The 12,942-nt window shown below is 62.7% G+C and carries 11 protein-coding genes; 5 read left to right on the top strand and 6 right to left on the bottom strand.

Annotated elements, in window-relative coordinates; translation table 11 throughout:
- Positions 1 to 23: 23 nt before the first annotated feature.
- Positions 24 to 1,121, top strand: coding sequence for a sugar phosphate isomerase/epimerase family protein (locus AACW18_RS13460; protein ID WP_218388944.1), 1,098 nt, complete (start codon positions 24 to 26; stop codon positions 1,119 to 1,121).
- On the top strand, positions 1,118 to 2,260 hold the full coding sequence (locus AACW18_RS13465) for a Gfo/Idh/MocA family protein (protein WP_218388945.1): 1,143 nt from the start codon (positions 1,118 to 1,120) through the stop codon (positions 2,258 to 2,260). The genes AACW18_RS13460 and AACW18_RS13465 overlap by 4 nt, the downstream gene beginning before the upstream one ends.
- 128 nt (positions 2,261 to 2,388) lie before the next feature.
- Here the strand turns inward: AACW18_RS13465 and emrD are convergent, their stop codons facing one another.
- The 4 genes from emrD to AACW18_RS13485 form a co-directional block, all read right to left on the bottom strand.
- A complete protein-coding gene (gene emrD, locus AACW18_RS13470) occupies positions 2,389 to 3,588 on the bottom strand; it encodes a multidrug efflux MFS transporter EmrD (protein WP_218329101.1) in 1,200 nt (399 codons plus the stop codon).
- A 449-nt stretch (positions 3,589 to 4,037) separates the two neighbouring features.
- Positions 4,038 to 4,703, bottom strand: coding sequence for a glutathione S-transferase family protein (locus AACW18_RS13475; RefSeq protein ID WP_218290894.1), 666 nt, complete (start codon positions 4,701 to 4,703; stop codon positions 4,038 to 4,040).
- A 17-nt stretch (positions 4,704 to 4,720) separates the two neighbouring features.
- Positions 4,721 to 5,329 carry a glutathione S-transferase family protein gene (locus tag AACW18_RS13480; RefSeq protein WP_218388946.1) on the bottom strand — a complete coding sequence of 203 codons (609 nt, stop codon included), beginning with the start codon at positions 5,327 to 5,329 and terminating at the stop codon, positions 4,721 to 4,723.
- Between the two features lie 180 nt (positions 5,330 to 5,509).
- Positions 5,510 to 5,968 (bottom strand): hypothetical protein, encoded by a 459-nt coding sequence (locus AACW18_RS13485; protein ID WP_218388947.1) that lies wholly within the window; start codon positions 5,966 to 5,968, stop codon positions 5,510 to 5,512.
- Between the two features lie 200 nt (positions 5,969 to 6,168).
- Between AACW18_RS13485 and suhB the strand changes: the two genes are divergently transcribed.
- Positions 6,169 to 6,972, top strand: coding sequence for an inositol-1-monophosphatase (gene suhB / locus AACW18_RS13490; protein ID WP_042652443.1), 804 nt, complete (start codon positions 6,169 to 6,171; stop codon positions 6,970 to 6,972).
- A gap of 162 nt (positions 6,973 to 7,134) precedes the next feature.
- Here the strand turns inward: suhB and AACW18_RS13495 are convergent, their stop codons facing one another.
- Positions 7,135 to 8,010 carry a flagellar protein MotY gene (locus AACW18_RS13495; protein WP_218388948.1) on the bottom strand — a complete coding sequence of 292 codons (876 nt, stop codon included), beginning with the start codon at positions 8,008 to 8,010 and terminating at the stop codon, positions 7,135 to 7,137.
- Between the two features lie 230 nt (positions 8,011 to 8,240).
- Here AACW18_RS13495 and rnt point away from each other — a divergent pair, with 230 nt between their 5' ends.
- Complete coding sequence (gene rnt / locus AACW18_RS13500) at positions 8,241 to 8,903, top strand: ribonuclease T (RefSeq protein ID WP_042652445.1); 663 nt, start codon at positions 8,241 to 8,243, stop codon at positions 8,901 to 8,903.
- Positions 8,904 to 9,174: 271 nt separating this feature from the next.
- On the top strand, positions 9,175 to 10,497 hold the full coding sequence (locus AACW18_RS13505) for a Na+/H+ antiporter family protein (protein ID WP_042652446.1): 1,323 nt from the start codon (positions 9,175 to 9,177) through the stop codon (positions 10,495 to 10,497).
- 494 nt (positions 10,498 to 10,991) lie between these two features.
- Here the strand turns inward: AACW18_RS13505 and AACW18_RS13510 are convergent, their stop codons facing one another.
- Positions 10,992 to 12,890: a DEAD/DEAH box helicase gene (locus tag AACW18_RS13510; RefSeq protein WP_042652448.1), complete on the bottom strand. Its 1,899-nt coding sequence runs from the start codon at positions 12,888 to 12,890 to the stop codon at positions 10,992 to 10,994.
- Positions 12,891 to 12,942: the final 52 nt, after the last annotated feature.

Here is a 12,942-nt window from a genome sequence, read left to right on the forward strand (position 1 = left end):
CCCTCTTTCATCCAGGAGTGCCCATGAAGACCATCAAGGGACCGGCCATCTTCCTCGCCCAGTTCATGGGGGAGCAGCCGCCATTCGATACGCTCACCGGCCTGGTGGACTGGGCCGCCGGCCTCGGATTCCGCGGCCTGCAACTGCCGACGGACTCGCGCCTGTTCGATCTGGGCTTGGCGGCTGGCAGCCAGGATTATTGCGATGAGATAAGCGGCCTGCTGGCCGAGCGGGGGCTGGTCATCACCGAGCTCTCCACCCATCTGCAGGGCCAACTGCTGGCCGTCCACCCCGCCTATGACAGCCTGTTCGATGGCTTCGCCCCGGCGGCGGTGCGCGGCAAGCCCGCAGCCCGCACCCAGTGGGCCGGCGAGCAGCTCAAGGCGGCCGCCCTCGCCTCCCGAAGGCTCGGACTCAACGCCCACGTCACCTTCTCCGGCGCCCTCGCCTGGCCCTATCTCTATCCCTGGCCCCAGCGGCCCGCCGGGCTCATCGAGGAGGCCTTCGCCGAGCTGGCCCGGCGCTGGCTCCCCCTGCTGCAGGCCTTTGACGAGGCCGGGGTGGACGTCTGCTACGAGCTGCATCCGGGGGAGGACCTATTCGATGGCACCACGCTGGAGCGCTTCCTCGAGGCAACCGGCGAGCACCCCAGGGTCAACGTGCTCTACGACCCCAGCCATATGCTGTTGCAGCAGCTCGATTACCTCGCCTTCCTCGACCTCTATCACGAGCGGGTGCGCGCCTTTCACGTGAAGGATGCCGAGTTCAGGCCCTCGGGGCGACAGGGGGTCTACGGGGGCTACGCCCCCTGGCTCGGGCGGGCGGGGCGCTTTCGCTCCCTGGGGGATGGCCAGATAGACTTTGGCGCCATCTTCAGCAAGCTCGCCCAGTACGACTACCCCGGCTGGGCCGTACTGGAGTGGGAGTGCGCCCTCAAGCACCCGGAGGATGGCGCCGCCGAGGGGGCCGACTTCATTCGCAATCATATTATCCGTGTCGCCGAGCGCCCCTTCGATGACTTCGCCGGCAGCGGTCTGACGCGGGAGGCGGTCAGAAGCCTGCTCGGCCTCGGCGATAGCTTGAGCGGTAATTCGGGCGGTAAGACAGGAGAGAAAAAATGACGAGAAGACTGCGCCTGGGCATGGTGGGCGGTGGCCAGGGGGCCTTCATCGGCGCCGTGCATCGGCTGGCGGCCCGCATGGACGATCACTATGAGCTGCTCGCCGCGGCCCTCTCCGCCGATCCCGCCAACGCCCGCTCAAGCGCCCTCGCCCTCGGGCTGGACCCGGCCCGCGCCTACGAGGATTACGCCAAGATGGCCCAGGCGGAGGCGGCCCGGCCCGACGGCATCGAGGTGGTGGCCATCACCACCCCCAACCACCTGCACGCCCCGGTGGCGCGTGCCTTTCTCGAAGCCGGCATCCACGTGATCTGCGACAAGCCGCTGGCGCTGACCCTGGCCGAGGGGGAGGAGCTCGCCCGGCTCGCCCGCCAGCAGCGGCGGCTGTTTGCCCTCACCCACACCTACTCCGGCTACCCCATGGTGCGCCACGCCCGCGATCTGGTCGCCGCCGGTGAGCTCGGCGAGCTGCGCTACGTGCAGGTGGAGTACCTGCAGGACTGGCTCGCCAACCCCATCCCCCCCGGTCAGAACAAGCAGGCGGACTGGCGGGCCGATCCGGCCCGCGCCGGGCGGGCGGGTTGCCTCGGCGACATCGGCACCCACGCCTACCAGCTGGCGGCCTTCATCACCGGGCAGTTGCCGAGCGAGCTCGCCGCCGAGCTGCACAGCTTCGTGCCGGGGCGGCTGGTGGACGATCATCTGCAGGTCTGGCTGCGCTACCCCGGCGGGATGCGCGGATCGCTTAACGCCAGCCAGGTCGCCAGCGGCGAGGAGAACCGGCTGCAGATCCGCCTCTATGGCGACAAGGCCAGCCTCATCTTTCGGCAGGAGGAGCCCAATGCGCTCTGGCTGACCCCTATTGGCGGGGCCAGCCAGCGGCTGACCCGGGGCCGGGTGGAGAGCGCGGCGGCGCGCCACGCCAGCCGGGTGCCCGCCGGTCATCCCGAGGGCTATCTGGAGGCCTTCGCCCAGCTCTATACGGACGCGGCCTTGCAGATCCACGCCCTGGCGGCCGGTCTGGCGCCGCCCCCCGAGACCCTGGCCCTCACCACGGTGGAAGACGGGGTGGCGGGGATGCGCTTCATCGAGGCCAGCCTGGCCAGTCACGCCGCCGGGCGCTGGCTCAAGATCTCCTGACGCCTGAACGACAGAAGGAAGAGCCCACCGCAAACAGGCGGACGGCGGTTCTCCCCCTTCCAGTCACCGACAGCGGGCAATAAAAAGCCCGCCGACGAGGGCGGGCTCTTCACCTATCTTCGATGCACTCAGACGGCCATCTGCTCGTGGGGCGAGCCATGGTGGCGCAGCCAGGTGAAGCTCAGCACCACCAGCAACACCATCAGCGTCATGATGGCGCCCAGGGTTACCTGCCCCTCCATGGGGAAGCAGGCGGCCAGCAGGGTGACTATACCCGCCCCCAGGTTCTGCATCCCCCCCAGGATGGCGCCGGCGGTCCCCGCCTGCCCCGGGAAGGGCTCGATGGCGCAGGAGGTGGCGGTCGGGTAGAGGATACCGCTGCCGATGAAGTAAACCGCCGCGCCGCCCACCAGGGAGGCCGCGCTCACCAGCCCGAACAGGCCAGGCACCAGTATGATGAGCGAGCCCAGCGCCAGGAAGGCGATGCCAAGGCGCATCAGCTTGCCCTGACTCAGGCGGAAGCTCAGCTTGGCGGAGAGCCAGGCGCCGAACAGGTAGCCGGGCAGCGGCAGCACGAACAGCACGCTCACGGTACGCGCGCTCAGTTTCAGTACGTCGCCGAGCAGCACGCCCGCCGCCGCCTCAAACACCGCCAGGCCGGCGAAGGTCGCCATCAGGCAGAGCAGGTTGCCCTGGAAGCGCGGGTTGCCGAGCACGTGGCGATAGGCGGCACCGACCCGCAGTGGCTGCTGACGCGCGGTCACCGGCAGGGTCTCGCCAAACCAGGCCAGCAGGGCCAGGGTGGTCAGGGCGCCGAAGCCGAACAGGAACCAGTAACCGGCGCGCCAGTTGAACAGCTCGGTCAGCCAGCCACCCAGCACGGGCGCCAGCAGCGGGGAGAAGATCACCCCCATGCTCACCAGGCTGTTGGCCCGGTTCAGCTCGGCGCCGCTGTAGCGATCGCGCATCACGGTGCGGCTCATGGCACCACCGGCACCGGTGCCCAGCCCCTGAATGAAGCTGCCGATCAGCAGCGCCATGAAGCTCGGGATCAGCTGTATGGTCAGGGTACCCACCAGAAACACCATCATGCCGATGAGCAGCACCGGGCGACGGCCGATGCGATCCGACAGCGGGCCATAGACAAACTGGGAGAGCCCGTACGGAATGAGGTAACAGGCCATCACCGCCTGCAGCTGGCCGGAGGCCACATCGAAGTCCCCCGCCATCATGGGAATGGAGGGCACATACAGGGTCTGGGTCATCTGACCCACGGCGACCATCAGAATGGTCAGAAGAAACAGGGGGTAAAAACTGTGCCGATACATATCTCAGTCCCGCAAATCATCAAAAAGCTGCCGCACCCCTGGCAGATAGCTGCGGAGGGGATCCAAACAAGGGTCAATCAAGGGTAAAAAAACAAGGCGGAGAACCCGCACCGGCCGGGAGCAGGACGCTCCCTTGGCTTGCGTGAATCTTAGTGATTCAGGTCACAAAAAACGAACGAATCTTTATAATCAGCTTTCCCTAGTTTTTCTAATATAACTATCTCTATGCCCCTTTCCGGCTCGCCAAATCAAGGCGTTATCTGCTCGGCGACCTGGCCTGTTCATGGCGGGCCTGATGACTACGAGAGCCGCACGCGGCCATGGGCAGAGAGGCCGTGGATCATGGATCCGGGGCATCGGGGACGGGAGTTGTTCAGGCAACATCGGATGACGGGCGGAATAGAAGGAACAGATAAAAGAGATGGCCCCATGACGGGGCCATCTTGACCTCAGCGGGTCATCATCTGCTGCACCCGCTTGGCCGCCTCTTCAGGCGTCTCTTCCTTGCGGGGCGGAATGTTGACCCCCTTCTGACACGCGGGCTTGGCGGCCATCCGCTCCATCCAGGCCTGCAGATGAGGCAGGCCGTCGATGGAAATCCCGCTCCAGTCATGGATCCGCACCCAAGGCCAGGTGGCGATGTCGGCGATGCTGTACTCGTCGGCCAGGTACTCGTGATGGGCCAGATGGACGTCCAGCACCTCAAACAGGCGGCGCCCCTCCTTCTGGTAGCGTTCGATGGCCGCTGGGATCTTCTCCGGGAAGTAACGGTAGAAGACGTTGGCCTGTCCCATCATGGGGCCGACCCCGCCCATCTGGAACATCAGCCACTGGATAGCCTGGGAGCGGCGCTTGGGGTCCTGCGGCAACAGCTTGCCCGCCTTCTCCGCCAGATAGAGCAGGATGGCGCCGGACTCAAACACGGCGAAGTCACCGTTGTCCCGATCGACGATGGCCGGGATGCGGCCATTGGGGTTGATCGCCAGAAAGTCGGGCTGCTTCTGATCCAGCGCCGACAGGTCGAGCGGGATCACCCGGTAGGGAAGGCCCAGCTCTTCGAGGGCAATGCTGACCTTGAAGCCATTGGGGGTTGCTGCGGTATAGAGATCGATCATCGTGGGCTCCTTGTGATTCAAGCCTGGGCACTTGGACGGGCGCTGACCCGTTCATGCCAGTCCTGCAAATACAATTGGTTGGGGGCGATGCGCAGTCCGACCACCTTGCCAAAATCTATGGTACAGAGGGTCAGGATATCGGCGATGGTGAAGCGCTCTCCCGCCACATAGGGGACCTCGGCCAGCCGCTCGTCCAGCTTGCCAAACCAGGTCAGTGCGCTTTGCTTGCACTCCTCCCCCCATTCAGGAAAGGTAGTCTCGCGATCCTTGTAGAACCCGGTGATGTGGCGAAACGCCATGCCGGTGGGCAGCCAGAGGTTGAACTCGATGAAACGGCTCCACATCTCTATGGTCGCGCGCTCCAGTGGCGTGGTACCGAACAGGTTAGGGTCGGGATAGAGCTCCTCGAAGTAGCGGCAGATGGCCAGGGTCTCGCTGATATGGGTGCCGTCATCGAGTTCCAGCACCGGGATGCGTCCGGCCGGGTTCTTGGCCAGAAACGCCGGGCTCAGGTTCTCCCCTGCCCCCAGGTCCACTTGCCGATAGGTCATCTCGACCCCCTTCTCCGCCAGAAACATCCTGACCCGGCGGGCGTTGGGAGCACGCTTGAGCTCATACACCTTCATCTCATTCTCCGTCGATAGCCATCCTGTTCTCGCCGTGCCCCGCCGGCTCTGAGAATGACACAGAGCAGCGGCGCAATACCGGTCAGTTGAAACATCTTACCCCTCCACTCTGGCGTAAGATGTTTCCTTGTTTCTTATGACAAATATTGCGCCGCTTGAACAGTCCATCAGCGGAGATAACTAGCTGAGCAGCCCCGCGGATTGGCGCTGGCGCAGCAGGATGAGACGGGCCAGCAGGGGGAAATAGGACTCCAGCTTGCTCTGCAGCACACGGCTACAGGCGGGATCCGCCAGATCGGCCTCGTCCAGCACAATGCCGTTGGAAACGAAGTAGAAACGCGGATCCCGCACATCCGGCCCCTGGGTGGGCAGGTTGTCGGCCTGCCGGCTCACTCGCAGCGGCAGGACGGGCAGACCCAGAGGTGCATTGCCGAGCGGCCAGGCAAACTCGGGCCAGGCAACATCATCCTCTTCCTGCAACAGGATGGCCGCCTCCCCCGGCTCCGGCCGCCATTGTGCCGGTTGAACGACGCGCACCTCGTCGACGCAATGACCCTCACCACTGACGGCTTGCAACGCGATCAGCACTCCCTGTGCCGTCGCAGCCGATGGTTTTTGACTGATTAATGACAGATTCATGGTTCATATCCCTATGCTCACCACAGCCTGTTATTCAGCTGCCGCGATAAGACTAGACCAAAAAGAGCCTTTATTGGAGCCGTCAGATCTGGCAATCGTCAACGCGCAGGAACCCATGTATAACGGTTGCCATTCCTGAATATCCTGATAAGATACCGCGTCCTTTTGTCCCCCGTTCTTTAACATCCAGTGGTGAACCTATGCATCCGATGCTGAATATCGCCGTGCGCGCTGCGCGCAACGCCGGTCAAGTTGTAGTAAAAGCCTTCTCCCAGCCTGAGAATATCGAGGCTATCCAGAAAGGCAGCCATGACTTCGTGACCAACGTTGACCGTGAAGCCGAAGCGGCCATCATTCACACCATCAAAAAATCTTACCCGGAACACAGCATCATCGCTGAAGAGTCTGGTGAGATTGCCGGTACCAATCCGGACTACCAATGGATCATTGACCCACTGGATGGCACGACCAACCTGGTCAAAGGCATTCCGCACTTTGCCGTCTCCATCGCCCTGCGCGTCAAGGGCAAGACCGAACAAGCCGTCGTTTACGATCCTATCCGTGACGAGCTGTTTACCTCGACTCGTGGTAACGGCGCCCAGCTGAACGGCTACCGCATCCGTGTCGGCAAGGCCAAAGAGATGGCTGGCACCGTACTGGCGACCGGTTTCCCGTTCAAGCAGAAGCACCACATCGAACCCTATCTGAAGATGTTCCAGAGCATGTTCATCGAGTGTGCCGATATCCGTCGCGCCGGCTCCCCCGCGCTGGATCTGGCCTATGTGGCCGCCGGCCGCATCGACGGCTACTGGGAAATCGGCCTCAAGCCTTGGGAAACGGCCGCCGGTGAGCTGCTGGCCAAGGAAGCCGGTGCCATCGTCACCGACTTCGTCGGTGGTCACAACTACGAAAACTCCGGCAACATCGTGGTTGCCAACCCGCGCGTCCTGAAAGAGATGCTCGGCAAGATCCGTGAGAACCTGCCGGACTCCCTGGCCAAATAAGCCGGTGTTTTCCAATAAAAAGCCAGTCAGCTCAGCTGACTGGCTTTTTTTATGGCAGTCGTACGGGAAGAACGTGCCTTCGAAGGTTGCAAGGGAGGTGCGGCGACAAGCGCCAACATGGGGCAGACAGGAATGTAGAGAGGATAGAGGCTGCACCGTCAATCAGATGGTGCCGTTGCGCCCCATGTTGATCACCACGCGCCGGTTCTTGGCACGGCCACCTTCGGTTTCGTTGGATGCCACGTGTTGCTTCTCACCGTGCCCCTCCACCGAGATCTTGCCCTCCTCGACGCCAAGATCCATAAACACCTGCTTGATGGCGTCGGCCCGCTTCTCGGAGAGCTTCTGATTGGGCCAGCGCCCGCCATAGCTGTCGCTGTAGGCGTCGATCACCACCACGTCTATGCTCTTGTCCGCCTTCAGATACTCGCCGATCATCGCCAGCCGCCGCTTGGAGGCGGTAGACAACTCGTCGCTGTTCTTGTCATAGGAGAGCACGCTGAACGCGATGTCGTTGAAGTTGTAAGGTAGCAGGCCGCTCAGGCAGTCCATGAAGGCCTGGTATTTGACTCTGAAGTTGACCGAGGAGAGCGACACCCGCACCGGCCTGTCCTGGCGATACCAGTCGCGATACTGGAAGGTGGGCATGCGCCCCCCCTCCAGCTCATCCAGCATGGTCCAGGCGGTCTGGCCGGCCACCAGACCGTCAAACTGCTGGTAGAACTGCAGCTGGCTGATCTCGCGGCCAGCCACGCCCGGTCGCCAGATGGGGGGCATGATGCCGAGGCTCACTCGCTGGGTTCGCGCCTGGGGACGCTGCCCCTTCAGCTCGAAATCCAGGTTGATCTTGCGACTGGCACGGCTGACGAAGGCCCCCGTGCCCCAGCGGGGAATGGGGTGCTCGAGGCGACACTCCACCTGGGTGTCCGAGGTCAAACGCCAGACGGATTGATCCAGGCCGGCACCAAATTCGGTGACCCCCGCCTGCAACTGCATACTCACTGATATGCTGACCAACCCTAACACCCAAGCATTCAACGGCTTGCCCTCCATACGATCTCGGATTAGGTATCGGCAGGGGCTGGGCAAGCTTTAGCAACAAACCAATGTGGCCTGAGGAGAAAAGCCGAGTGAGTGGCCTCGGCCTGACAAGCGGCAGTGCATCGGCCAAAAATCGCGGGCCAGGCCGCCGCTGACCGGTCGTCCGGGGGGACAAGGGCGCGCTTTTTTGCCATAATGCCGCCTTCTTTCACGCCGACCGAGATACCATGACCGACGCCGTTCACACCCTCAAGGGCCGCTTTCGTGGCTTCTACCCCGTCGTCATCGATGTTGAAACCGCCGGGTTCAATGCCAGCACCGACGCCCTGCTGGAGATCGCCGCCTATACCCTCAAGATGGATGAGCAGGGCTGGCTCCTGCCCGATCAGGTCTTTCATTTTCATGTCGAGCCATTCGAAGGCGCCAACCTGGAGAAGGCGGCGCTGGAGTTTACCGGCATAGATCCCTTCAATCCGCTGCGCGGTGCCGTCAGCGAGAGAGAAGCGCTGACCGAGATCTTCAAGGGCATTCGCAAGGGAATGAAGGAGCACGACTGCGGCCGCGCCATCATAGTGGCCCACAACGCCACCTTCGATCACGGCTTCGTGATGGCCGCCGCCGAGCGGGCCGGCCTCAAGCGCAATCCGTTCCACCCCTTCGCCACCTTCGATACCGCCGCCCTCTCCGGCCTGGCCCTGGGCCAGACGGTGCTGGCCAAGGCCTGCCAGAGCGCCCGCATCCCGTTTGACAACAAAGAGGCGCACTCCGCCCTGTATGACACCGAGCGCACCACCGAGCTGTTCTGTCATATCGTCAACCGCTGGAAGAGCCTGGGTGGCTGGCCACCGGTCAACCCGGATGAAGTCCCCGCCGACGACAGCCCCCAATAGTCGCGCCGGAGCATGAGAAAGAGGCTGCCGTGGCAGCCTCTTTCCATGAGGCCGCTGGGCACCACCTCATGCCATCTGGTTCGACCAGAACGGCATAAACAGGGCCATCCAGCACCGTTTTTAGCATTCCATCCCGGCCATTCCGGATTAGCTCGGCAGGAATGCCGTGAAGAGGCTATTTTGCCGATTTTTTTCTCGACATTTGTCACGTTTTTCGCAAACTAGCTGCCTTTCACACGACAGACAGCAACACAATCTATAAGGAAATCAAATGAATCCTGTTGTTATCGCGGTTGCGCTGATGCTGGTGCTCAGCCTGCTGCGGATCAATGTGGTGGTCTCCCTCGCCATCGGCGCCATCGTGGGCGGCCTGGTCGGCGGACTCTCACTGGAGACGACGCTCAGCACCTTCAGTGGTGGCCTGGGTGGCGGCGCCGAGATCGCCCTCTCCTATGCCATGCTGGGGGCCTTCGCGGTTGCCATCTCCCGCTCCGGGATCACCGACTTGCTGGCCCGCAAGGTGATCAGTCAGCTGGGCAAGGATGCCAGCACCTCTCGCATCCTCTGGGTCAAGACCCTGCTGCTCTCCTCCGTGCTGGGGGTCTCCATCTCCTCCCAGAACCTGATCCCGGTCCACATCGCCTTCATTCCCATCCTGATCCCGCCGCTGTTGCACGTCATGGCCCAGATGCAGATCGATCGCCGCCAGGTGGCCTGCGTCATCACCTTCGGCCTGACCGCGACCTACATGCTGTTGCCGGTGGGCTTTGGTGGCATCTTCCTCAACAACATCCTGGCCAAGAACCTGATCGATAACGGCGTGCCGGTCGAGCATGGCCAGCTGCCGCTGGCGATGGCCATTCCGGTGCTGGGCATGTTCATCGGCCTGCTGGTTGCGGTCTTCATCACCTACCGCAAGCCACGCCAGTATGATCTGGAGAAGATCCTGGCCGCCGAGCCGGAGACGGTCGAGCTCAACCTCAACCACATCTGGGTCGCCCTGCTGGCCATCGCCGTCGCCCTGGGGCTGCAGCTGATGACCAACAGCATCGTACTCGGTGCCCTGGCCGGCTTCGTCATCTTCACCTGTGGCGGCGTCATCAAGTTCCGCGAGAGCCAGGATGCCTTCACCCAGGGCGTGCGCATGATGTCCCTCATCGGTTTCATCATGATCTCCGCCGCCGGCTTTGCCGCCGTGATGAAAGAGACCCATGGGGTGGAGAGCCTGGTGCAATCCGTCTCTGCGGTGATCGGGGATCAGAAAGGGCTCGCCGCCTTCCTGATGCTGCTGGTTGGCCTGCTGATCACCATGGGGATAGGCTCCTCCTTCTCCACCGTGCCCATCATCGCCACCATCTATGTGCCGCTGTGCATCCACCTCGGCTTCTCCCCCATGGCCACCATCGCCCTGGTGGGGGCTGCCGGTGCGCTGGGGGATGCGGGCTCTCCCGCCTCCGACTCGACCCTGGGCCCGACCTCGGGCCTCAACGCCGATGGTCAGCACGATCACATCTGGGACAGCGTGGTGCCCACCTTCATCCACTACAACATCCCGCTCATCATCTTCGGCTGGATTGCCGCCATGGTGCTCTGAGTCGGCAATAAGATAGCTGCATACGAAAAGGCGACCCCAGGGTCGCCTTTTTTATCTCTATAGGGAGGCGCCTCGGCCTCGTGATACCGCCGAGTGGACTCACTCCTGCTCTCCCCGTAGAGGAGCCCGGCAGAACCGGCGCGGGGCCACAGAGCCTCCCTCTCCCCTGCCCAACCCCCACTGCCAGGTCAGCATGCCCCGCTATACCTATCGCCCCTAAGAGGAACATGCCCACCCTGAACAGGGTTGTGAGCCAGCCCCTCGCCGCCTCCCTCGGGACATGGCTGAGTGGCTGATGGGCGATCGGGGCATACTCCCCCAGACTCAGCAAGACGGCCCGCCGACTCCTCTTCTGCCATCACCGCTAGAGGGATGAGGCAGAGTGTGCCCGTTGGCGTAGAGGAGATAAGAGCGGCTCAGCCTTTCCACCACCCTGGCCAATGTCCATAAAAAAGGCCGCTCGATGAGCGGCCTTTTATCAGTGCGATCTGGACTTAGCTGTCGCGGCGCTTGGGGCCACCGAACTTGCGATCCTTGTTGAAGCCACCTTCACGGCGCTCCCCGCTCTTGTTGAACGGACGGTCACCGCTGGGACGGCGATCCTTGTTGAAAGGACGGTCCTTGTTGAAGGCGGGACGATCGCTGGACGGACGGGGAGCAGTGTTGCTACCGGCCGGCACTTCGGTGTAGTGGCTGATCTGCAGCGGACGCTGACAGACACGGGCCTTCTTGATCACTTCCAGCACATCAGCGGTCATGCCCTTGGGCAGATCGACGGTGGAGAAGTCATCGGCGATATCGATGTTACCGATGAAACGGCTCTCGATGTTCGCTTCGTTGGCGATGGCGCCAACGATCTGGCCCGGCTTGACACCGTGGTTAGCACCCACGTCTACGCGGTAACGCTCCATCTCTACGTCAGGATTGTCTTTGAGCGGGCGCGGCTCCAGGGACGGCATGCGACGGGCAGGACGATCACCACGGTCGGCGAAATCACGGGGAGCACGATCACCGAAGTCACGGCGCTCGAACTCACGGCCAGCACGATCGCTTGCCGGTTCAGTGATGGAGTCATCCAGCAGCAGCGGTTGGTCACCCTGCACCAGCTTGGCCAGGGCGGCAGCCAGCTCCAGCGGATCGGCAGAATCTTCTTCGATCAGCTCGTTCACCAGGTTCACGTAGATCTCAAGCTCTTCGCCCATCATGGTTTCCCGGATGCGCTCCTTGAACTTGGTCATGCGGTGCTGGTTGATGTCCTCGGTGCTCGGCATCTTCATCGGCTCGATGGCCTGACGAGTAGCGTGCTCGATGGCGCGCAGCATGCGGCGCTCGCGGGGAGCCACGAACAGGATGGCCTCACCCTTACGACCGGCACGGCCGGTACGGCCGATACGGTGAACGTAGGATTCGGTATCGTACGGAATGTCGTAGTTCACCACGTGAGTGATGCGCTCAACGTCCAGACCACGGGCGACGACGTCGGTGGCGATCAGGATGTCCAGCTGGCCTTGACGCAGCTTGTCGACGGTACGCTCACGCAGCTTCTGCGGAATGTCACCGTGCAGGGCTTCACAGGCGTGACCACGGGCGGCCAGCTTGCCGGCCAGCTCTTCGGCGGCGTTCTTGGTGCGTACAAACACCAGTACGGCTTCGTACGGCTCGACTTCCAGCAGACGGGTCATGGCGTCCAGCTTGTGCAGACCGGTCACCTGCCAGTAGCGCTGGCGGATGGTCGGTGCAGTGGACGTCTTGGTGATGATCTTGATCTCTTTGGGCTGCTTCAGGTGCTTCTGGGCCACACGGCGGATCTGGTCCGGCATGGTGGCGGAGAACAGGGCAACCTGACGGGTGGCCGGGCACTGCTCCATGATCCAGTCCACGTCGTCGATGAAGCCCATACGCAGCATTTCATCGGCTTCGTCCAGCACCAAGGCTTTCAGACCGGAGAGATCCAGGTTTTTGCGACGGATCAAGTCCATCACACGACCTGGGGTACCCACGACAACCTGAGCACCACGACGCAGGGCGCGGGTCTGGGTTTCGTAGGAGGAACCACCGTAGATCGGCAGGACATGGAAGTCCGGCATGTGCTTGGCGTAACGTTGGCACGCCTCAGCAACCTGCAGCGCCAGTTCACGGGTCGGTGCCAGCACCAAAACCTGGGTGTTACGGTTACCAGCTTCCAGACGAGACAACAGAGGCAAGGCAAAAGCAGCGGTCTTCCCTGTACCGGTTTGCGCCTGCCCCAGCAGATCGTGTCCCGCCATCAGGTGGGGGATTGCTGCGGCCTGGATGGGAGACGGGCGCTCATAGCCCACGTCCTGCAGCGCTTTCAATACAGGCGCGGCCAGTCCAAGCTCACTAAAAAGGGGCAGTTGTTCGGTATCAGACATAGATTCGATTCTTCCAGATTAAGGCAGGCGGCTAACACCGCGGAATAGCAAA

This window comes from Aeromonas sp. sia0103, from assembly GCF_963895295.1.
Classification (GTDB): Bacteria; Pseudomonadota; Gammaproteobacteria; order Enterobacterales; family Aeromonadaceae; genus Aeromonas; species Aeromonas encheleia.